The sequence below is a fragment of the Actinobacillus ureae ATCC 25976 genome (genome assembly GCF_000188255.1).
Lineage (GTDB): Bacteria > Pseudomonadota > Gammaproteobacteria > Enterobacterales > Pasteurellaceae > Actinobacillus > Actinobacillus ureae.
Window position 1 is genome coordinate 219,382 of sequence record NZ_GL831081.1, and the last position, 22,170, is coordinate 241,551.

Below are 22,170 nucleotides of genomic sequence, written 5' to 3' on the forward strand. Positions count from 1 at the left end.
GTGGGTTAAAGCCTTATAGTACAAGGTTTTAACCCACTTTGTAGACTCAATTTTGTCCACTATCCCCTAATTTGCAATAATAACCTTAAAAAAATTATACATAATTATTGAGTATGATTTATCCTCACCAAACAAGTTACATATAAAATAATTAAAAAATTCCTCGTGATTTCGGTTTCTATGAAACTTTGGTGTATGATGCTAAGACTAATTACTCATTTCGACCAATAAAAAGGAAATAAACAATGTCTAATCCTCTTTTAAATTACACCGGTTTGCCTGCCTTTTCACAAATCAAACCGGAGCATATCCAACCTGCAGTAGAAGCAGTGATTAAAGAATGTCGTGATACTATTGAACAAGTTGCCCAAATCGAAAACCCAACCTGGGAGAATTTCTATATGCCACAAGCCATCGCCGGCGATAAATTTGCGCGTGCGTGGTCGCCTATCGGTCATTTAAACGGGGTAAAAAACTCGCCGGAATTACGTGAAGCTTATCAGGCTTGCTTACCGCTACTTTCCGAATACAGTACTTGGGCGGGACAACACCAAGGCTTATATCAAGGCTATGTAAAACTTAAAAACTCACCGGAGTTTGAGAGCTATTCGCTTGCACAGAAAAAAGCGATTGAAAACAGTCTACGTGATTTCGAACTTTCAGGGATTTCATTACCCGCAGATAAACAAAAACGTTATGGCGAAGTGTCTGCCCGTTTATCTGAACTCAGCTCGCAATTCAGTAATAATGTCCTTGATGCCACAATGGGCTGGGATATCGTGATCACAGACGAAGCACAGCTTCAAGGCTTGCCTGAATCCGCCTTAGAAGCGGCAAAACTTTCTGCGGAAAGCAAAGGTAAAAAAGGTTACCGCTTTACTTTAGAATTCCCAAGTTACTATCCGGTACTGACTTACTGCGAAAACCGTGAATTACGTGTAGCAATTTATAAAGAGTATGCAACCCGTGCTTCTGATCAAGGCTCAAATGCAGGCAAATGGGATAACTCGGAAAATATCAATGAGAAACTCAAATTACGTTTAGAAATGGCGCAATTATTAGGTTTTGAAACTTATGCTGATCTTTCTCTTGCTACCAAAATGGCGGAGAACCCGCAACAAGTTGTCGATTTCTTAGAAGATTTAGCCAAACGTTCAAAAGCACAAGGTGAAAAAGAATTAGCGGAACTACACGCCTTTGTTGAACAAGAATACGGCGTAACCGAACTTCAGCCGTGGGATATTGCATTCTATAGTGAAAAGCAAAAACAAGCGTTATATGCAATCAATGATGAAGAACTTCGTCCGTATTTCCCGGAAGATCGCGTACTTTCAGGCTTATTTGAATTAATGAAACGTATTTTTGGCTTACGTATCGAAGAAAAATTCGGCATTGATACTTGGCACGAAGACGTACGTTTTTTCCAAATTTACGATGAGCAAAACGAAGAGCGTGGTTCATTCTATTTAGATTTATACGCACGTGAAAATAAACGTGGCGGTGCGTGGATGGACGATTGTATCAACCAAAAACGTTTAGCGGACGGTTCGTTACAAAAACCGGTGGCATACTTAACTTGTAACTTTAATAAACCGATTGGCGACAAACCGGCACTCTTTACGCATGACGAAGTCACTACCTTATTCCATGAGTTCGGTCACGGTATCCACCATATGCTCACCCAAATTGATGTCGGCGATGTTGCCGGTATTAATGGTGTGCCGTGGGATTCGGTAGAACTACCGAGCCAATTCTTAGAGAACTGGTGTTGGGAAGCGGAAGCGCTTGAATTTATTTCAGGGCATTATCAAACCGGCGAACCGTTACCAAAGGATAAATTAACCCAGTTACTCAAAGCGAAAAACTTCCAAGCGGCAATGTTTGTGCTAAGACAGTTAGAATTCGGTTTATTCGATTTCCGCTTGCATTTGGCACAACCTCGTGAAGGCTTAGTCTTAGATACATTAAAAGCAGTGAAGGCGGATGTTGCAGTGGTTCGCACACCTGAATGGGTACGTACGCCGCATAGCTTTAGCCATATTTTCGCAGGTGGCTATGCAGCAGGTTATTACAGTTACTTATGGGCGGAAGTATTATCGGCGGATGCCTTTGCGAAATTTGAAGAAGATGGTATTTTCAACCGAGCTACCGGTCAGTCTTATTTAGATAATATTCTGACTCGTGGCGGTTCGGAAGAACCGATGGTATTGTTTGAACGCTTCCGTGGTCGTAAACCAACCTTAGATGCACTATTACGCCATAAGGGTATTGCGAGTTAATATCGTTCTATTCAAGTATAAGGAAGAAATTATGTGGATGACAATCGGGATTGGCATAGTCACTCTCCTCGCAATATCAATAGCTATTTCACTGAAATTAAGCGTAAAAGAACAACATTAATTTTCTAGAATAGTAAGTGTATTAAAGCGGTCAAATTTGCAAAAAATCTTGCAAATTTGACCGCTTATCTTTTTTTTATCAACGAAATCGCTATAATCTTGATAAATCAAATAATTAAGAGAAAACACGATGTCATTAGATTTATCCAATATCCGCCAGCAAATTACCCAACTTGATCGCTATTTACTGAAATTACTTGCCGAACGTCATCGTCTCGCTTTTGATGTGGTACGTAGCAAAGAGATCACACAAAAGCCGCTACGTGATATCGAACGAGAAAAAGCGCTATTACAAGCATTGGTAAGCCATGCCGAAGCGGAAAATTACCAATTAGATCCGCAATATGTCACACAAATTTTCCAACGTATTATTGAAGATTCCGTGTTGACTCAGCAAAATTATCTGCAAAATAAATTAAACGAGCAGAAAGAACAGAATGTATCGATTGCCTTTTTAGGTATGCGTGGTTCTTATTCCAATATGGCATCTCGTCAATTTGCGAAAAAATATCAAGGTTCTTTAATTGAATTGAGTTGTGATTCGTTCCAACAAGTATTTGATAAGGTAAGTGAAGGTGAAGCTGAATTTGGTGTGCTTCCGCTTGAAAACACCACTTCAGGTTCAATCAATGACGTGTATGACTTACTGCAACATACCGATTTAGCGGTGGTCGGCGAATTGGCTTATCCGATCAAACACTGCGTATTGGCAAATGCTAAGATTGACTTAGCTGAAATTGATACCTTGTACAGCCACCCACAGGTAATCCAACAATGCAGCCAGTTTATTCAAAGCCTGAATAAAGTTCATATCAAATATTGCGAAAGCAGTTCACACGCAATGCAAATGGTTGCTCGCTTAAATAAACCGAATATTGTCGCATTAGGCAATGAGGATGGCGGTAAGCTCTACGGCTTAACCAATATCAAAACCGATATCGCCAACCAACAAAACAATATCACGCGCTTTATCGTGGTAGCAAAACAAGCGATTAACGTTTCGCCGCAAGTACAAACTAAAACTTTGTTATTAATGACCACTTCACAACAAGCCGGTGCATTAGCGGATGCGTTAATGGTATTCAAACAATATCAGATTCGTATGACAAAATTGGAATCTCGTCCAATTTACGGCAAGCCTTGGGAAGAAATGTTCTATGTGGAATTGGAAGCGAATACGCATGCTGAAAACACGCAACAAGCTCTAAAAGCATTAGAAAGCGTAACCAGTTACATCAAAGTCTTAGGCTGTTACCCGAGCGAAATTATTGAGCCGGTAAAGCTATAACAAGCGGTTGAATTTTAAGATCTTTTTGCAAAAAAATGCCCGATAAGCGATGATTTATCGGGCATTTTATTTAGAAAGTTACCTCTGCAGTTAACTTAAAGTTTCTTCCCGGAGCAGTGAAACGATTTAAGCCTTTACCTGTTGCTTGGTTAATCAAGTTACTCGTACCAAACGGACGAATTGAACGAACTGATTCCCAAGTCAGATATTTTCGATTCTGTAAATTATAAACACCTGCTTGCAAGGTGACATTTTTCCACGGTTTAACATAAGCAATCATATCTAACAACGTATAAGCATCGCTACGCCATTTTAAGTAGCTGTCTTTTGCTTTTTCTTCGCTGTGATACATATTGTAAGTATCTTCCGCTTTCTTCGCACTTACACGAGTTACATATACATCTACACCGAATTTATCTTCCGGATGTGCATAACCTAAACCAAACACAGAAGTTCTCGGCTGAATCGCATTAAGCGGTAAATTCCCCTCCATCTTACCCTTTTGATAAGTGTATTTATAACTTGCGTTGAACCCTTCTAAAGCTTGCCATAATTGCCCGAAATTCAATTTAGAACTAATTTCTAGGCCGTTAACTCTAGCCTCTTGACGGTTTACATTTTGATAAATTTGATAAGGTCTTGCCGTTGCACTGCCGCCGAAAGCATTCATTAGATTTTTAGGACCAAGATACTTCAAATCAATAAAATTATCATAATCCGTTTTAAAGTAACTGGTTGTAATAAAGCCTAAATCACCATGTAAAGTTAATGCGGCTTCTTTCGTCTCTGCACGCTCAGATTTAAGATCCACATTAGGCAATACGGTAAAATCCGGGTGCTTAAAGGTAAAATAAAGCTCATCAGAAGTCGGTGCTCTAAATCCATTTGCGTATTTAACTTGTACGCGCAAGAAGCTAAACGGATCCGCAGTTGCCGCTAATGAATAAGAATGTTTTTGATATTTAACATTACGTGATAAATATTTAATATTTTCTTCCGCATTTTGGCGAATCTGCTCTTTTGACGGCCGTTCCGGTAACGGCACAAATAAGCCTTGCAGCATATCATCCGGAATCTTCGCCGTTTGTCCCGCAACATATTTAGGCTTATAGCTAATATCATCATAGCGGTAGCCGATATCAAAACTTAAATAGTCATTCGCTTTCAAATTATCCGCAAAATATAATGAACCATTTTTCGCTTCAACCGGAATTAAGAACGAAAACGTATCTTCATTCGGGCAAATTAAGCCATTCCATTGATCGCTACCGGTCGCATTTTTACAAGTAATGACTTCTTCCGTTCCTTTAAAGAAGTCATTCCTCATACCAAGGAAACGCATTGTCCACCATTGAGTATTACTCGTTGCACCGAAACCACTACGGTTAACCATTTTTTTCTCAGTATGGTTGTAACTACCACCGTATTCCAGCGAATGTTCTTGACCAAATAAAGAAAGTGATTTTGTCAGATCAAGGTTAAGTTGCTTCGTATCCGTGTCTAAATCTCGTTCAGTATAAATATTTTCCGTATAACCTTTGCTTTCCGGTAATAGAACATAATTGAATTGCTTATTAGTAATTGCCGCAAATTTTCGTCCTTTCTCATCCGTATAGATTTTATCTAAAGCAACTTGTTCAGATGTAATGCCATTATAATAGCTTTTTTTATAGGCCGTCACAGACTTATTACAGTCAAAAATACTACAATCAAACCAATAATCTCTCACCAAATTTACACCTTCAGTGTAAGTACCTTTTGAATCTGTAATTGTAGTTAGCCCCGATTTGTCAACGCCTAACTTCGGCTGATTGCCGTCTCTATCCACTACTTTGCCGTCTTTTAACTGTAAGCCCGCTGCGTTACTGGTTTCCTTGCAATGGGAACCGTCACAATAATCATCCGTTCTAGCTCGATTCTTAATTTTTTGCGTAGAATAAGTAAGTTTTAACGTATCCCATAATGGATTCGCACTAAAATTCTCATACACAAACGCATAATTTTGGCGCTTGCTTTTATCATTCGTATGACGTAATTCATATTCGTCAACATTAATGTAGGTAGTCTGTTTTAAGTTATAAGAAAAGTCGTGCCCTCTATTTTTCTTCTCATACAAATCTGCTACCACACTAAAACGATGATTATCCGAAGGTGAATAGCCGAATTTAATTAAAGTACTGTCTTTCTTAATTGAATAAGGATCGGCTTTTTCTCGTTCTTTTCCCTGTACACTACCGTCTGCTGTCTTGTAATCATAATTTTCTAATTCATGACCGTCACGCCAAGTTTTTAACGCTAAAATATCAAAGTTTTTATAACGACCTGCAAACGTCACAGAATTGGCTTTTTGATTATCAGCACTGGAATAACCTGTTTTATAGCCAAAGTGGTAATCTTTTTCCGTTAAAAAATCGCGAGCATCTTTGGTTTCAAACATCACCGCACCGCCTAAAGCACCGCTTCCGGCTCGTACCGAATCCGCACCTTTACGAATTGTTGCTTGTTTTAATGTTTCGATTTCTACCGAGTTACGCGTATTATTAAAGTTACCGTACCCTTCAAATAATTCTTTAAACCCTTGAGACGAAAGTGTTTCAGCTTGATGTAAGCCGTCTACTGTAATTGCAACACGATTCTCATCTACGCCTCGCACGGCATAACCGCTACTGCCCATACGTCCGGTTTCAACCACCGTTACGCCGGTTTCATAACGAACAAGATCTCGTGAATCCTGCACTTGTTGTTTTGCAAGTTGTTTTGCGGATTTTTTGATTTCAGCAATTTTTTGTTGCTGAATCCCCTCCTTCACAATAACAGTATCGAGCTGTACTTGTTCTTGCGCTAATGCAATGTTGTATTGCAAAATACAAAGTGCTGCAATAGACAGATTAAAACGAAGCTTAATCACAATCATTCTCCTTTAGGTGAAATAAAAAACTGTGCCAGCAAACCACCAGCACAGTAAACGTTTAATAATGTATTTATTCTGTTTTATGACCTTCATCTAAGTGAACAATATTCACTAGATCATCCGGGCTAACTTCAAACGCTTTACCAAAGCCTTTTACGAAAAGCCCTTGTGTCGGTTTAAAGCTAAATAATTTGAAATCTTTCATTTTCGAAAGCTCATCAATAAGATCGCCATGGCGAGCTTTCAATGCTTTCAAACCGCTTTCCCACTCTTCATCTTCACGCTCAATTAAACGTGAAGTCGCATCAAAAGTTAAACGGCGGCGCGCAAAAATTTGGCGGCTTTTAGATTCATCATCAATTAACATTAGTGATACTTTCGGTACTTCAATTAAATTACGTGCATGACGAGCAATTTTTGAAATAAGAACTTGGTATTCACCATTATTGATCACAAAAGGCGCATAGCTCACATTCGGGTTACCGTTTTTATCCACTGTTGAAAGAACAATAGTTTGAATATTTTCTTTTAATTCTTGAATTTCTGGTCCTAAACGATTTTGTAAGACTTCTTGGCGATTAGTCGCAGGCATAAGATCTCCTTCTCTAAAATTTATGTAAGTTTTATCAGCATATATTGTTAATACAAATTATTTTTAATTATATTTATACTGTTTTTTTTCGCAATGTTAAAAATGTAAATTTTTACTTTTGACGAACAAATGCTCAAACAGTGGTTGTATCTCTTTGAATTTAAGAGTAATTAATCACCCCTAAAGGGCTTTTCACTTTACTAAACTTACAACTTTGTGTCTAAATGAATCTATTCTTCTTGAATATTTACTTCGCCAAAAAGGATTTTGCTTATTTAGCAATATGTCAAAACATTTAAAAATTGACATATCTTACACTTATTAATAAATAGGGGTTCATATGCAGAAACGCATAGCTAATTTTCTCAATAAAAAATACCTCTGCACCTTGTCTGTGACAGAAAATAACCAACCTTGGGCTTTTGCATGTTTTTATAAATTTGATGAAGCTAATTGTCGCTTAATCTATATCAGCTCAGAACAAACCACCCATTCTAAAATCGTGCATAAGAATCCTAAAGTCACCAGCACTATTTTCTCTCCAACCCGCTTTCACTCTTCCATTCAAGGTATCCAATTTCTCGGTACGGCAAATCGTTTAAGCGGCGAAGATGCGCAAACTGCAAAAGAATTATATAAGGCGGAACTTAAACCTTATGTCGATGATGAGTTGCCTATTTGGGAAGTACAATTAGAACAAGTTCGTCTTATTGATAATTCACTCGGTAAATTTGGCAAAATGAAATGGAAAAAAGGTGATCCAGAAGTATGCGATGATTTTCAAACCATACAAAAACAAGAATAGACAGTGAAACATAAATAAAATAGCCCCTGAAAATCACTCTTTAAGAGTTTGCTTTTCAGGGGCTGTTAATTTTTATTTCAGAGATTGACGAGCCATTTCAATACTTTGAATGATCGCTCTACGATCGATTGATTCATTCTCTCCATCAAGCACTTGTCGCCAGAAATCAATCGCCTGCTGATATTGCTTATTCGAATAGGCGTGAGAAGCAAGCAACAGTAAACTTGTACTCTCTTTTTTATCTAAGCTCAACGCTTTATCAAGCCATTGCTGTGTCTGGGGAGAAATCTTTTTTTCCTCTTGATAATATTTGGCAGTTGCCATTGCACCGAAAATAGCCGCTTTCTCACCCAACACTTTTTGCGCATTATCATAACAAATTAAAGCAGAACCAAAATCATTATTTAAAGCGTAAGCTTGCCCCAACTCATACCACAATTCCCCGTTATTCGGGTTTTCTCGTAAGCGATCTTGTAGACTTAAAACATAACGATTATTTTTCTGTTCTTTATCTTCTTGCCCTACTTGGATTTGAAAAGCTTGATGCAACTGCTCACCTCGGTTCACTATCTGATAACGTTCCGTTTGCCAATAAAAAATAGCAGCCATCATAAAGCTCAACACCAATAAAAATAGCCCGACAAGCGGTCTATTTTTAGCAAAACTTTGCAAAGATTGAGGGGATTGCCGCTCAAATTGGTAGCGTTGTTCTGCTTCATTGAGATACTCCGCTTTCAGCTCATCTGCAAAATTTTCGGCAAATTTAACCGCTTGCTGATAATTTTCGTGATTAATTTCTGCTCTTGTTTTCATCTTATCGTCATCAAATTCGCTTCAATAAATACGAGTTACTATTTCTTTTTCGTGCGCCAAATAATTAGGCTTAATAACATTAAACATAATCCAAACGGCATTCCCCATAATACCCAAGTTTGAGCATTAACCGGCGGATCGTAATTCACAAAATGGCCGAAACGATTGGTCATAATTTGAATAATTTCTTCATCGCTTTTACCTTGATTGACCATTTCATAGACTTCTAAACGTAATTTATAAGCGATAGTGGCATTCGATTCCACCAGGTTTTGATTTTGACATTGCGGACAACGCAATGACTTCGCTAATGCCACCGCTCTTACTCGGTCTGACTCTCGCTGAAATTGGAAGGTATCAACCATTTCCGCTTGTGCAATACCACTCAATACAAGCGGTAAAAAAAGCCAAATTTTTTGCAAAAGTTTCATTAAGGTTCCTTACGTAACGCTTCTAAACGAGGAAGAAAATCTTTTTCAAAGTCTGGGTTATAACCTTTTTGCTGATAACGTACGATCCCGTGTTTATCAATTAAATAACTTGAAGGCGCAGAAGAGACTTTTAACGTTTGAATTAAAAAGCCACGTTCATAATCATCAATAATCAGGCTAAACGGATTTCCCCAACGATTTAATGCCGCTCTCGCCGCATTCGGCTCATCGGTATAAGTTAAACCGACAATCGGAACGCCTTGCTCTTTAAGCTTTAATAAAATCGGAAATTCTTTAATACACCAAGTACACCAGCTTGCCCACACATTCAGAATATAAGGCTCTTTCGGTAAGCTGTTATTATTTAAACGTGCGTGCGGATCTAATAAATTCTTACCGACAAATTCAGGAAACGGTTTATCTCGCCAATCTTCGGTCGGCGCTAATGCGTCTTTATTCATTAGCGGCACGGTAAGAAATGCCACTAAAGCAACCAATAATAATAAAGGCAAAAACAAAAAGGCTTTTTTCATCTTATTCATCCATCATAAAATTTATTTATGGCGATACCCAAACAGCGCCAAAATTGAGGCAATAACCATTATAATACCGCCAAGCCATAATGCTCTGACATAAGGCTTATAATGTAAGCGGAACGCATATTCTAAGTTACCGAATTTATCGCCCATTACGATATACACATCATCTAAGCCATGATGATACAAACCGACTTCCGCCATTGTCATGGTTCTCACATCATAATAACGGCGCTCCGGTATGACTAGTGCTAATTCTTCTCCCGCTTTAGTAATACTAAAAATCGCTTGCTCCGCTGTATAGTTGGCTCCGATAACATCACGATAACCTTCATAATGGAAAGTAAAACCGGCTAAATTCGCTTGTTGATCCGGCTTGAGGCGCACGCCAATCTCATCGCCATAATAACTATTCATCATTGCGCCAATTACACAAATGGCAAAACCGATATGCGCTAAACGCATTGCAAGCGGTCGAATTTGCCACATATATTGCAAATAAGGAATATGGGTCAAAATGATCCACATAGCTAACGTTACAAATAATAAAGGTAATAGCTCGAATTGATATAGTTGCGTTTGCGCAATCGTATGTTGAATCAACCCGACCGCCAATCCTAATGCAACCAGTAAGAACGCCAGTTTTAATAAAATCATTTTGAACGGGATTTGTTTCCAACGCAAGATCACTGCCAGTCCCATCGCTAACATCAAAAATACGGCTAACGGCACAAATATGCTATTGAAATAAGGCGCACCGACTGAAATTGAACCCCAATTCATTGCAGTAAAAATCATCGGATAAAACGTACCGAGTACCACAGCACAAGTAGCAATCGTCAATAATCCGTTCAACAACAGAAAGCTGGTTTCTTTTGAGAACAAGCGGAAACGCACCTCGCCTTGCCATAAATTTACACGGAAAGCGAATAGCGCTAATGCAATAAAACTTAAACTGAAAAATAGAATTAGTAATGCCATACCGCGATCCGGATCAACCGCAAAAGCATGTACCGAGGTCAGAACACCAGAACGAACAATAAAAGTCCCGAGCAAACTCAATGCGAAAGCAAAAATGGCTAATAAAATCGTCCAATAGCTAAAAATACCTCTTTGCTCGCTCACAATTAAGGAATGAATTAATGCCGTACCTAATAGCCATGGCATTAACGAAGCGTTTTCGACCGGATCCCAGAACCACCAGCCGCCCCAGCCTAACTCATAGTACGCCCACCAAGCGCCTAAAATAATACCGGCAGTCAAAAATCCCCATGAAATCATTGCCCACGGACGAATCCAGCGTGCAGTTGCCGCATCTAATACACCGGAAAGTAAACTCGCCACAATCATCGCAAAACTTACCGCAAAGCCGACATAGCCCAAATAAAGTAACGGCGGATGAAAGATCAACCCGACATCCTGTAGCATCGGATTTAAATCTCGCCCTTCCGGTGGCGGTGGGAAACTACGTTCAAACGGATTGGAAACCAATAAGATAAACAGCATAAAGCCAAGGCTAATCAACCCTAGCATCGCTTGGGTACGGTAGTTAAACAAGCGGTCGGATTTATCGGAAAAAATGCAAAATACACCTGTCCAAAGGGTTAATGCGCTGAGCCAAAACAACATTGAACCTTCATGCCCGCCCCAAGTCGCCGCAAATTTAAAAAAGTCCGGTAATTGACTATTGGAATGCTGCGCAACATAAATGACAGAAAAATCATCGCTCAAAAATGCGTGCGCCAACGTCCCGAACGAGACAATGCAACATAGCGCCTGTACTCCGCTAAATAACGGATTCAAACTCAACAATTGCGGGCGTTTAAATAGTTCGCCCCACAATGATAAACCCATTTGAAAAACAGCTACGACCGTAGCCAAAATCAATGCAAAATAACCCAACTCAGGGAGCATAAATAAACCTTATCTAATTCTATAAAGACAAACGAATGCTAACCGAAATACGTGTTTTTCATAGCCATGCCATCATAAAGAGTTGTTAGCATCATGTAAATGAAAAGGGCGATAACTCGCCCTTTGTTGTAAAAAGATTTGATCTAATCCGAATTTTATCGATTCGATAAATTAGCTGCTATTTATTTTCACTGTTCACCGTCTGATCGCTCTCGTCCTCTGCTAAAATTTCTGCAGCAGATTCATTCAGCGCTTCCGCTTCTTGTTGCGGTTTCACAAACGGTTTTGGTGTAAAGTATTTGCGTACAATTTCAACCGAAGAACCATAAATTAACTCTTCTTTAAAGCGCTCTTTATCCAAAGCTCGGACGCTTTCTATCACACTGTCTGCTTCAACATCATCAACGCCTAATTTCATCATCGCCGCTTTACTTAACACTAAAGCCGATTCAAATGTCTCGCGAGTTTGGAAATCAACGTGTAATTTGGTTAATTCAATCGCACTATGACGATCATAGGTTCGAGCTAAAATCGGCGTTAACGGAAACTCTTGTTTAATCTGTTCAACAATGAGTGCGCTGCGTTCCGGATTATTGATGCCTAATACCACACAGTCCACTTTAGCCAAACCGCTGGCTCGTAATACATCTAAGCGAGTACCGTCCCCATAGTACACTTTAAAACCGAAACTCGCCGCCGCACGAATACGATCTGTGCTGGAATCAATCACTGTTACCGTAATGCCTCTCGCTAATAAAGTTTGACATACGATTTGGCTAAATCGTCCAAAGCCAATCACCAATACGTTATTTTCCAGATCTTCGGCAATCTCAATATCCGTCATATTCGGTGCTTCTTGGGCGGATTTTCGCATCATTACACGTTGTACAAACAGCACAACCAACGGAGAAATCAACATTGAAACAATCACTGCCGCCGTAAACGTTGCTTGCTGATCTTGATTAAATAAACCGATTGCTGCCGCCGCCGAAAATAATACGAATGCAAATTCACCACCGTGCGCCATAATCGACATTCGCATCATTGATTCTCTATAGCTCAAACGTGTTAAACGGGCAATCGCATACACAACCAAAGCTTTGCCCAGCACACATATCGCTACAATACTTAATAACCATAGCAAATCATTAAAGACAAAATTTAAATCGAGCGACATGCCCACGCCCATAAAGAATAAGCCGAGCAATAAGCCACGAAACGGCTCGATATCCGCTTCCAATTGGTGGCGAAACGCCGACTCCGATAAAATTACGCCGGCAACAAATGCTCCCATTGCCATAGAAAGCCCACTCGCTTCCATTAACCAAGCCGCACCTAATACCACCAGCAAGGCTGCTGCCGTCATCATCTCACGCACTTTAGCTTTCGAGATCATTCGAAACAACGGATTCATCACCCATTTACTGCCCACTACTAAAATGATAATACCGACAATTGCGATCACAATCGAAGTGAAATTAAATGTCAGTTCTGCCTCCGCTTCCGGTGATAGGAAAGCAATCGAAGCCAACAGCGGCACAATTGCTAGATCTTCAAATAACAATGTTGAAACAATACGCTGCCCTTTTAAGGTGCTTGCAATCCCTTTATCTTCTAACACTTGCATCACAATAGCAGTGGAAGACAACGCAAAACCGGCACCAGCAATAAATGCCACCTCCAGTTTAAGCCCCAGAATATGAATACCGGCGAAAGTCAGTAACGTTCCACAAGTAGCAACCTGTAAGAAGCCTCGTCCAAAAATAGCTTTGCGCATACTCCACAGCAACTCCGGATGCATTTCCAAACCGATAATGAATAGGAACATAACCACGCCAAGTTCGGCTAAATGCACAACCGCTTGGGGGTCTTGGAATAAACCGAGTACGGACGGACCAATGAGACAGCCGGCGACTAAATAGCCTAATACGCTGCCTAAACCGATACGCTTAAATAATGGAACAATCGTAATACTGGTTGCCAGTAAAACAACGATTTTCGCCAATTCCGGATTGGCAAGATGAGAAATACCTTCGGACATAATGATGTTGTGTATAAATTAAAATGATAATGTAAAAAATTAGCCAATTTAGACCGCTTGTAACTGCGCTAAATAGTCTCTATGTTGTTTGCTTTGGAACGGTACAATTTGCATTTCGCCGTTAACCCGAATAAGTTGATAAAACTGAGAAAAATTAAAACTGCTGGTTACCAAAGCGGCATTTTCTTCTACCGAATGCAGTCGATTAATTTCTTTCACTTTTTCTTCTTTTACACCGAAACAGTAGTAATAGGCTTCTAAAATATTCTTTTCATCTAAAATATAAACGTTGAAGCTCCCATCTGGATTGTCTTCAAAAAAGAATTGTAAGAACCCTTCACTCGCAAATTCATCAATTTCACGTGGAAACACCAGGCCATTACTTTCTGAGCTTGATGCGGCATTTGCAAAATTTTGAGTAAAATCGACCGCTTGATCCTCTATCTGTTGAATCGCCACCTTTTGCTTTCCAAAAATAAATTGCCACGTTTTCCCTGCCACTTTCAACGTATTCAACGAATGTTGATATGAAATCGTACCGGTCTGAATCGTAATACAACGATGTACAAGATCCGCAATAAACTCTCGCAATTCACTTCTAAAGCGGCGGCTATAACAAAAGACATTGACCGATTGCGGCGGTGCCGAACCTCGATAGATCTTATTCGAAATCAGTTTTAACGCTTTTAAGAGCGCGTCATCTCCTTCAAAGTGCAATGTGCGAATTTCGTTCCACATATTACGATAAATAATACTGACGTTGCCAACTAAATTCTCTTGTGAAGAACCGAAATTAAATAAATCGCTCGGCTGCACGCTACGGCGCATATCCGCTAGTTTTTGGGTCGGGTCATTTACTAAATTCACCGCCAAAATTAAGCTCCGAATCTCATTCGGGTGCAGCATATCCTGCTCGCTGATCACCGGCGTAGTTACCGGAAAAGAGAGTCTTAAATCCGTAATAAATTGGCGCAGTTTTGGTAAATCCAAGCTACGGCTGATTAAATGCAATTGCGTACTTGAAGTAATCACTCCATTAAAATAGCCCCATGCCACCACTTTGGTCAGATTCTTTGCATGGCGCACATAACGTAATTCCGAATTGTACGGACTTCTTGGTGCTTGATTAATTAAATACCAACCGGACTGCAGTGTAGAGCCTTCTCTTACCTCAATAAAAGTAACGGCACTTTCCGATAAATTTTTAGCAATATACGGATTAATCAACGGCACTTTGCCCGGTAATACTTCAAACACCGAATACAACTTACGCATTAAAGTATCAACATCATTGGTTAAAATGCTTGGATCAATATGAAACTTGCGGGCAAAATGAATTAAATTACGATAACTCTGCAACAACAAATCAACAATAATTTGTTGATGGCTAATCGCTTGTTTAATCTTCCAACTCTCACGGTTATCCAGCAATTTAATTTCGTTCACATTCCATTGCCAGCCATTCACTAATTCTAATAACGCCTGCTTACGCCAAGAATCGGATTTGTCGCCCTCATTAGCTTTCATATAAAAGCACATTCTAACGTGGCCTAAGCGGACAAATTCTTTACGGTTGGTCAAATAAACCGTAACTTGCTCCAACATCGCTAAATAAGGGTCAAAATGATATTTTTCCGGCGCTTGATTGAGCAATTTTTGCTTAAATACTTTTGAAATTAACGCTGTTTCCGGATAAGTCTCGGCATAGCTTTCCAATAATAAAATTTTAAGTGCCGATTTATACGGGCAATCAATCCCTTTATATAATTGCCATAAACTTGCACCGAAAAATTCTGCAGTTGAAAGTGAAGAAAAATCACCAAAATCAATCCATTCACTTTGATCAAAGTCCGCCAACTCCATACATTTTTGATATTGTTTGTCACTTAGATGAAGCCATAACAAACGCTTACCGGATAAACGAATTGCCGAACGATAAAATTCATCCAGCAAGAAAAAATGCTGTGCGGATCCGCTATGTTCCGCATTCACATCATTACTGGCTAAATTCGCTTTGAAATGGTTAGGATTCATTAAATAAAAATTGAGTTCCACATCAAAGTGCTTTGCCCAATTTTTTATCTTAGTAAGTTTTTGCTCGATCAATTGGTATTCCACCGCACTCAGGCGATCAGAATAACAAAGCCATAAATCCAAATCGGATAAACTTGTTTGGGTAATACTGCCGGCACTACCCATTGAATACAAAGCATCAAATGCAGGATTCTTTGAGAAACATTCAATCGTCTCAACACTCAAATCAAAGCTGGCTAAATAGTGATGTTGGAAATCCGAAAGCTGAAACTGCGCAATACCGCTCGGTGCATTTTTCACGTAAGACGGCAATTCGGGGCTATTGGTATGAATTAGGAGGGGTAATAAAGAAAAAACGTACTGAAACTGCGGATTATTCGCAGCTACAGCACGTTTAATTCTAAAATCATTTAAGGCATCAATACGAGGAACAGACCAACTCAGCTGGCTAGCAATTGAAGAAAAAGCATCAGACACACCAGACAATCTCTGATGTAAGTAAGCCGTTGATAGCTCCAACTCTTCCACGTTAAATCCCTTGTTATAAAAAATGTGATCAATTTAACATTTTACTCAAAAAAGTAAAGTCAGTCGCCTTGTAACTTTGGACATCTCGCAAAAATTTGCAAAAAACAACTCGGATCAGACCGCTATCTTTCGCGAAAAGAGTTCAGACCAGTCCTAAAATCATGTAAAATACATAAGTTTTAGTAGCTTACTTTAGCGAACAAGTGTAAGCTGAATCTAATATCTTACGAAATCAATTATGATGAAGGAAACAAAATGAAAAGAGTCGTTATCACTGGTTTAGGCGTTATTTCTAGTATCGGTAACAATAAAGAAGAAGTTTTAGCTTCATTAAAAGAAGGTAAATCAGGTATTGAATTCGTTCCTGAATTTGCTGAAGTAGGTATGCGTAGCCAAGTTGCCGGCACAATCAAATTAAACCCGGCAGAATTAATCGACCGTAAAATTTATCGTTTTATGGGTGATGCTGCTGCTTACGCTTATCTTTCAATGAAAGAAGCGATCGAAGATTCAGGTTTAACCGAAGATCAAGTATCAAACGATCGTGCCGGTCTAGTTATCGGTGCGGGTACCGGTTCTGCACACAGCCAATTAGTGGCTTGTGATGCGGTACGTGGCCCACGTGGCGTGAAAGCGGTTGGCCCTTATGCGGTAACCAAAACAATGGCATCAAGCGTATCGGCATGTTTAGCGACACCATACAAAATCCGTGGTGTTAACTACTCAATCAGTTCTGCGTGTGCAACTTCAGCTCACTGTATCGGCCATGCCATGGAATTAATCCAATTAGGTAAACAAGATGTTGTGTTTGCCGGCGGTGCGGAAGAGCTTTCTTGGGAATGTGCAACCGAATTCGATGCGATGGGTGCAGTGTCAACCAAATATAACGATAACCCAACTAAAGCAAGCCGTGCTTATGACGCAAACCGTGACGGTTTTGTTATCGCAGGCGGCGGCGCGGTTGTTATGGTTGAAGAATTAGAACACGCACTTGCTCGTGGCGCAAAAATCTATGCTGAAATCGTAGGTTACGGTGCGACCTCTGACGGTTATGACATGGTTGCGCCAAGCGGTGAAGGTGCGGAACGTTGTATGAGACAAGCGTTAGCAACCGTAAACGGTGAAGTGGAATACATTAACGTACACGGTACTTCTACACCGGTTGGTGATGTGAAAGAGTTAGGCGCAATTAAAAACGTATTCGGTGATAAAAAACCTGCGATTTCATCAACAAAATCAATGACAGGTCACTCTTTAGGTGCAGCAGGTGCACACGAAGCAATCTACTCACTATTAATGTTAGATAACGGCTTTATCGCACCAAGCATTAACATCGAAACATTAGACGAACAAGCGGAAGGCTTAAATATCGTGACTGAGCGCCAAGACAAAGCGTTAACAACGGTAATGTCTAACAGCTTCGGTTTCGGTGGTACAAATGCTTGCTTAGTATTCCAAAAATACAACGGCTAATCACCTAGTTATATAAAGTAAAAAAGTGCGTTTAATACGCACTTTTTTTCTTATTACAAGCGGTCAAATTCTTCAGATTTTTTGCAAAACTTTAGGGAATTTGACCGCTTGTTATTTATATGTAAAACAAAAAAGGCTCCATATCGGAACCTTTTTTACCACCTTAAATCAATTTACGCTTTAGTTAAATCTAGGTCTTTGGTTTCTTTTGATACGAATAACGCAATTAAAGTTAAGACTGCGTTTGCCGCAAGGTAGATCCCTACAGCTAAAATGCCGTAGGCTGCGTTGATTTTAATGGCAAATGTCGCTGCGACGGTTGCACCAACAATTGAAGCGAAGTTGTAAGCGAGTGATGCACCTGAATAACGAACTTCGGTTGGGAACAGCTCCGGCAATAATGCCGCCATTGGGCCGAAAGTGAATCCCATCAACGCCATCCCCACGACAAGGAAAGCAAATACGGAATACGGAGTGCCGTTTGAAAGGAATAACGGCATTGCTAAACCGAAAATGCCCATCGCAAAAGTGACCCATAATAAAAACTTACGGCGACCAACTTTATCGGCTAAAAGACCTGAAATACTGGTAAATGCACCAAAAACGATCGCACTTAATAGTAACAAACCAGTAAAGGTATTCGGCTCAATACCGAGTCCCATCGGGTAACCGGCTTCAGAAAGTTTTGCCGGCGTTCTTGAATAAACTTGTGCAAAGGCGGTCATAATATAGAACAACACATAAGTTGCCGTCATAATGAAAGTCCCTAAAATAAGCGGTTTCATATGGTGTTTAAACACAGCACTCACCGGCGCTTTTTGGGTTTTACCTTTTTCTTCCGCTTCACGGAATACGTGGCTTTCATGTAGGGTTAAACGCACCCATAATCCCACCATAACTAACACAACTGATGAAATAAATGGAATACGCCATGCCCATTCAACAAGACCTTCTTTCCCCCAAATGTAACTGACAAGGAAGAACGCTCCGTTTGCTAAAAACAAACCGATTGGCGCACCTAATTGTGGAAAAGTACCATACCAAGCACGTTTGCCGTCCGGCGCATTTTCGGTTGCAACTAAGGCTGCGCCGCCCCATTCGCCGCCAAGACCTAAACCTTGTCCGATACGACATAAACAAAGTAACACGGTTGCCCAAATACCAATATCCGCATAAGTCGGTAAAAGACCGATACAAACGGTTGAACCGCCCATTAATAGCAATGAAGCGACTAACGTCTTCTTACGACCGATTTTGTCACCAAAGTGGCCAAAAAGCGCCGAGCCGATAGGACGAGCGAAGAAAGCGAGTGCTAAAGTGGAAAGAGAAAGTAACTCATCCGAAACCGGATCACCACTTTTAAAAAATTGCGTATTAAAAACTAATACCGCTGCTGCGGCATAAATATAGTAATCAAAGAATTCGATTGCTGTTCCCACCATTGAAGCAATCGCAACTTTTTTAGGATCATTCCTTAAATTTTGTGCTGTGTTAGACATAAATATAAATCTCATTTAATTGTTATAAAACGGCAAGAATCCTAACAGTTTCAACATACTAGAGCAATAACTCAGCAACCGGTTAAAATTAATTTAAATTTATAAAAAACTAGTAAACCAATAAAACTCAGCATAATCCACTAATTTCATATCAAGCTTATATAATTATGCTTTAGCCAGCGCATTTCGGCTTACAAAATTTTTATCATTTTTTTTACAAAATTAAATAATCACAAAAAAGCGATTGTTTCTCTTAAGAGTTTAGGCATACAATGGCTCAAACCGTATTAAATTTTTTACAATAAAGGGAAAGAAAACATGACACAAACACAACAACTAGAACCTGTTTCAAACTGGCAATCAAAACTAAAAGCAATAGGACCGGGGATTTTAATGGCATCTGCTGCAGTCGGAGGTTCGCATATTGTTGCTTCAACCCAAGCAGGTGCAATTTATGGTTGGCAATTAGCGTTAATTATTATTTTAGCGAATTTATTTAAATATCCGTTCTTCCGCTTTGGCGTGCAATATACGCTAAGCACGAATAAAACTTTATTAGAAGGCTATCAAGAAAAAGGCAAAATCTATTTATGGATTTTCTTTGTCTTGAATGTGATTGCAGCAATGATCAATACAGCAGCAGTAGGTATCGTTACTGCTGCAATTTTAAAATTCTTATTCTCTGCCATTGGTGTACAGTTCGATCTGAGTATTCCGCTTGCCAGTGCAATTATTATTGCTATCACTTGGGGCATTTTATTATTAGGCAAATATCGCTTTCTAGATTCACTGTCTAAATGGATTATGATTGTGCTAACCGTTTCCACGGTGACAGCGGTAATTGTGGCGGCATCAAAAGGTGGTGTACAAATCGCACCTGATTTTATTGAGCCTAACCCTTGGAATCTAGCTTCACTCGGTTTTATTGTGGCATTAATGGGCTGGATGCCGGCACCGATTGAGATTTCTGCGATCAACTCAATGTGGGTCGTGGCAAAACGCCGTTTAAATAAAGTGAGCTATGGAGACGGTATTTTTGATTTCAATGTCGGTTTTATCGGTACTGCAATTCTCGCCTTAGTATTCTTAGTGTTAGGCGCATTAGTCCAATATGGTTCGGGCGAAACGGTTGAACAAGCGGGTGTAAAATATATTGCACAATTAATTAAAATGTATGCATTCGCTATCGGTGATTGGTCTAAATTATTGATCGCTTTCATTGCTTTTATGTGTATGTTTGGCACAACCATTACCGTAATTGACGGTTATTCACGAGCCAATAATGAAGCTTTACGTTTATTGCTAAACAAAAAAGAAAGCACTGCGGCAAGTTTAAGTATTTGGATGACAATCACCGCTGCTATCGGAGTTCTGATTATTTCGGTATTTATGAGTGATGTGGCAAAAATGCTTTCTTTCGCAATGATTTTTTCATTCGTTTCAACGCCAATCTTTGCTGCATTAAATCTATCACTTGTATTAAAAGGAGAAAATAAAGTGAAAGGCGGATTATTTTGGTTATCCATTGCAGGCTTAATCTATCTTTCAGCATTCACCCTACTCTTTATCGCTTATGAATTGGGTATGTTGGCTTAAATTCTAAGCACTAGAAATACACAAGCGGTCTATTTTCCTAACTTTTTTGCAAAGAAATAAGGAAAATAGACCGCTTATTTTTACTCGTATTATGCATCTGATTCGCTATCACTCACGAGTGGAAAGCCGCCAAGATCTTTTAAACGATTCACCATTGCGCAGAATAATTCTGTGGTTTTTTCCGTATCATACAAAGCTGAATGCGCCTGTTTACCATCAAACGAAATTTTTGCCATTTGGCAAGCCTTTACTAATACGGTTTGTCCATACATAAAACCGGCAAGTGTTGCGGTATCAAACATTGCAAACGGATGAAACGGATCACGCTTCGCATTAATACGCTTAACCGCCGCTTGTACGAATGCCTGATCAAAAGTCGCATTATGTGCCACAATTACCGCACGCTGACAGCCTTGATCTTTCATTGCACGGCGTACCATTTTAAACATTTCGGGAATCGCAATATTTTCCGGCACTGCTCCACGCAATGGGTTATCAATATCAATACCATTAAATTTAAGCGAATCGGGATTGATATTCGCCCCTTCAAACGGCTGAATATGAAAATGGCATTTTTGATCCGGTACTAAATAGCCGTTCTCATCCATTTTTACCGTGATGGCTGCCAGTTCTAATAAAGCGTCTGTTTGTGCATTCAATCCGGCTGTTTCCACATCAATAATTACCGGTAAATAACCACGAAAACGATTTTTTAATAAATTATAGTCTGTTACTTGTTCTGTCATTGTCTATTCATTACAGGTGGTTTCCACCTATTTAAAGAAAAAGCGGTCGGATTTTAAAGAGAATTTGCAAATATCTCTTAAAATTTGACCGCTTGCACCATGAATAACCAAAGGGCTATTCTTATGGCAAATAAAATTAATTACCTAATGCAGCCTGTGCATTTTTATTTTCGATAAACTCAATTTTATAACCGTCCGGATCTTCCGCAAAAGCGATGACTGTCGTACCGCCTAATACCGGGCCTGGTTCACGGGTAATTTTACCGTCTGCCGCACGCACGCTTTCAATCGTTGCATAAATATCGTCAACACCTAATGCAATATGACCGTACGCCGTACCTAATTCATAGCTTTCTACGCCCCAGTTATAAGTTAATTCAATTACTGCGCTTTCGCTTTCATCTGCATAGCCTAAAAATGCTAATGAATATTTATATTCAGGGTTTTCGCTGGTACGAAGTAAGCGCATACCTAATACTTCGGTATAAAATTTAATAGAGCGTTCTAAATCGCCTACACGTAACATGGTATGTAAAATTCGCATAGTTCATTCCTCATTTAAGT

At 39.6% G+C, this 22,170-nt stretch carries 16 protein-coding genes; 5 read left to right on the top strand and 11 right to left on the bottom strand.

Going from position 1 to position 22,170, the window contains the following annotated elements; genetic code table 11:
- Positions 1-245 precede the first annotated feature (245 nt).
- Positions 246-2,279 carry an oligopeptidase A gene (gene prlC / locus HMPREF0027_RS08860; protein ID WP_005624382.1) on the top strand — a complete coding sequence of 678 codons (2,034 nt, stop codon included), beginning with the start codon at positions 246-248 and terminating at the stop codon, positions 2,277-2,279.
- Positions 2,280-2,529: 250 nt separating this feature from the next.
- Positions 2,530-3,687 (top strand): chorismate mutase, encoded by a 1,158-nt coding sequence (locus HMPREF0027_RS08865; protein WP_005624387.1) that lies wholly within the window; start codon positions 2,530-2,532, stop codon positions 3,685-3,687.
- 70 nt (positions 3,688-3,757) lie between these two features.
- Here HMPREF0027_RS08865 and HMPREF0027_RS08870 read toward each other — a convergent pair whose 3' ends face one another.
- Together HMPREF0027_RS08870 and hutZ are read right to left on the bottom strand one after the other, a co-directional pair.
- Positions 3,758-6,601 carry a TonB-dependent hemoglobin/transferrin/lactoferrin family receptor gene (locus HMPREF0027_RS08870; RefSeq protein ID WP_005624389.1) on the bottom strand — a complete coding sequence of 948 codons (2,844 nt, stop codon included), beginning with the start codon at positions 6,599-6,601 and terminating at the stop codon, positions 3,758-3,760.
- Positions 6,602-6,668: 67 nt separating this feature from the next.
- The gene (gene hutZ, locus HMPREF0027_RS08875; protein ID WP_005624391.1) at positions 6,669-7,190 is read right to left on the bottom strand and encodes a heme utilization protein HutZ; all 522 of its coding nucleotides are present in this window, start codon (positions 7,188-7,190) and stop codon (positions 6,669-6,671) included.
- A gap of 340 nt (positions 7,191-7,530) precedes the next feature.
- Here hutZ and HMPREF0027_RS08880 point away from each other — a divergent pair, with 340 nt between their 5' ends.
- The gene (locus HMPREF0027_RS08880; RefSeq protein ID WP_005624393.1) at positions 7,531-7,995 is read left to right on the top strand and encodes a pyridoxamine 5'-phosphate oxidase family protein; all 465 of its coding nucleotides are present in this window, start codon (positions 7,531-7,533) and stop codon (positions 7,993-7,995) included.
- Between the two features lie 72 nt (positions 7,996-8,067).
- Here the strand turns inward: HMPREF0027_RS08880 and HMPREF0027_RS08885 are convergent, their stop codons facing one another.
- The 6 genes from HMPREF0027_RS08885 to HMPREF0027_RS08910 form a co-directional block, all read right to left on the bottom strand.
- Positions 8,068-8,808 (bottom strand): TPR domain-containing protein, encoded by a 741-nt coding sequence (locus tag HMPREF0027_RS08885; protein WP_005624394.1) that lies wholly within the window; start codon positions 8,806-8,808, stop codon positions 8,068-8,070.
- A 38-nt stretch (positions 8,809-8,846) separates the two neighbouring features.
- Entirely contained in the window at positions 8,847-9,239 is a 393-nt protein-coding gene (gene nrfF / locus HMPREF0027_RS08890; protein WP_005624396.1) for a heme lyase NrfEFG subunit NrfF, read from the bottom strand.
- Entirely contained in the window at positions 9,239-9,772 is a 534-nt protein-coding gene (locus HMPREF0027_RS08895; protein ID WP_044024490.1) for a redoxin family protein, read from the bottom strand. The genes nrfF and HMPREF0027_RS08895 overlap by 1 nt, the downstream gene beginning before the upstream one ends.
- A gap of 21 nt (positions 9,773-9,793) precedes the next feature.
- On the bottom strand, positions 9,794-11,689 hold the full coding sequence (gene nrfE / locus HMPREF0027_RS08900; protein ID WP_005624401.1) for a heme lyase NrfEFG subunit NrfE: 1,896 nt from the start codon (positions 11,687-11,689) through the stop codon (positions 9,794-9,796).
- A 178-nt stretch (positions 11,690-11,867) separates the two neighbouring features.
- Positions 11,868-13,730: a monovalent cation:proton antiporter-2 (CPA2) family protein gene (locus tag HMPREF0027_RS08905; protein ID WP_005624403.1), complete on the bottom strand. Its 1,863-nt coding sequence runs from the start codon at positions 13,728-13,730 to the stop codon at positions 11,868-11,870.
- Between the two features lie 48 nt (positions 13,731-13,778).
- Positions 13,779-16,292, bottom strand: a complete 2,514-nt coding sequence (locus tag HMPREF0027_RS08910) for a class I adenylate cyclase (RefSeq protein ID WP_005624405.1) — start codon at positions 16,290-16,292, stop codon at positions 13,779-13,781.
- Between the two features lie 255 nt (positions 16,293-16,547).
- On the opposite strand from HMPREF0027_RS08910, the gene fabB reads away from it, so the two are divergent.
- Positions 16,548-17,765: a beta-ketoacyl-ACP synthase I gene (fabB, locus tag HMPREF0027_RS08915; RefSeq protein WP_005624408.1), complete on the top strand. Its 1,218-nt coding sequence runs from the start codon at positions 16,548-16,550 to the stop codon at positions 17,763-17,765.
- A 173-nt stretch (positions 17,766-17,938) separates the two neighbouring features.
- On the opposite strand, the gene HMPREF0027_RS08920 is transcribed toward fabB, so the two are convergent.
- A complete protein-coding gene (locus HMPREF0027_RS08920; protein WP_044024491.1) occupies positions 17,939-19,264 on the bottom strand; it encodes an MFS transporter in 1,326 nt (441 codons plus the stop codon).
- Between the two features lie 318 nt (positions 19,265-19,582).
- On the opposite strand from HMPREF0027_RS08920, the gene HMPREF0027_RS08925 reads away from it, so the two are divergent.
- Positions 19,583-20,860 (top strand): NRAMP family divalent metal transporter, encoded by a 1,278-nt coding sequence (locus HMPREF0027_RS08925; protein ID WP_005624414.1) that lies wholly within the window; start codon positions 19,583-19,585, stop codon positions 20,858-20,860.
- A gap of 89 nt (positions 20,861-20,949) precedes the next feature.
- Here the strand turns inward: HMPREF0027_RS08925 and rnt are convergent, their stop codons facing one another.
- Both rnt and gloA read right to left on the bottom strand, forming a co-directional pair.
- On the bottom strand, positions 20,950-21,606 hold the full coding sequence (rnt, locus tag HMPREF0027_RS08930; protein ID WP_005624416.1) for a ribonuclease T: 657 nt from the start codon (positions 21,604-21,606) through the stop codon (positions 20,950-20,952).
- Between the two features lie 136 nt (positions 21,607-21,742).
- Complete coding sequence (gloA, locus tag HMPREF0027_RS08935; RefSeq protein ID WP_005624417.1) at positions 21,743-22,150, bottom strand: lactoylglutathione lyase; 408 nt, start codon at positions 22,148-22,150, stop codon at positions 21,743-21,745.
- Positions 22,151-22,170: the final 20 nt, after the last annotated feature.

What these genes read in the sequence shown, in the direction of transcription:
- prlC (WP_005624382.1), top strand. Translation starts at nt 246, where the DNA reads ATGTCTAATCCTCTTTTAAATTACACCGGTTTGCCTGCCTTTTCACAA.
- HMPREF0027_RS08865 (WP_005624387.1), top strand. Translation starts at nt 2,530, where the DNA reads ATGTCATTAGATTTATCCAATATCCGCCAGCAAATTACCCAACTTGAT.
- HMPREF0027_RS08870 (WP_005624389.1), bottom strand. Translation starts at nt 6,601, where the DNA reads ATGATTGTGATTAAGCTTCGTTTTAATCTGTCTATTGCAGCACTTTGT.
- hutZ (WP_005624391.1), bottom strand. Translation starts at nt 7,190, where the DNA reads ATGCCTGCGACTAATCGCCAAGAAGTCTTACAAAATCGTTTAGGACCA.
- HMPREF0027_RS08880 (WP_005624393.1), top strand. Translation starts at nt 7,531, where the DNA reads ATGCAGAAACGCATAGCTAATTTTCTCAATAAAAAATACCTCTGCACC.
- HMPREF0027_RS08885 (WP_005624394.1), bottom strand. Translation starts at nt 8,808, where the DNA reads ATGAAAACAAGAGCAGAAATTAATCACGAAAATTATCAGCAAGCGGTT.
- nrfF (WP_005624396.1), bottom strand. Translation starts at nt 9,239, where the DNA reads ATGAAACTTTTGCAAAAAATTTGGCTTTTTTTACCGCTTGTATTGAGT.
- HMPREF0027_RS08895 (WP_044024490.1), bottom strand. Translation starts at nt 9,772, where the DNA reads ATGAAAAAAGCCTTTTTGTTTTTGCCTTTATTATTATTGGTTGCTTTA.
- nrfE (WP_005624401.1), bottom strand. Translation starts at nt 11,689, where the DNA reads ATGCTCCCTGAGTTGGGTTATTTTGCATTGATTTTGGCTACGGTCGTA.
- HMPREF0027_RS08905 (WP_005624403.1), bottom strand. Translation starts at nt 13,730, where the DNA reads ATGTCCGAAGGTATTTCTCATCTTGCCAATCCGGAATTGGCGAAAATC.
- fabB (WP_005624408.1), top strand. Translation starts at nt 16,548, where the DNA reads ATGAAAAGAGTCGTTATCACTGGTTTAGGCGTTATTTCTAGTATCGGT.
- HMPREF0027_RS08920 (WP_044024491.1), bottom strand. Translation starts at nt 19,264, where the DNA reads ATGTCTAACACAGCACAAAATTTAAGGAATGATCCTAAAAAAGTTGCG.
- HMPREF0027_RS08925 (WP_005624414.1), top strand. Translation starts at nt 19,583, where the DNA reads ATGACACAAACACAACAACTAGAACCTGTTTCAAACTGGCAATCAAAA.
- rnt (WP_005624416.1), bottom strand. Translation starts at nt 21,606, where the DNA reads ATGACAGAACAAGTAACAGACTATAATTTATTAAAAAATCGTTTTCGT.
- gloA (WP_005624417.1), bottom strand. Translation starts at nt 22,150, where the DNA reads ATGCGAATTTTACATACCATGTTACGTGTAGGCGATTTAGAACGCTCT.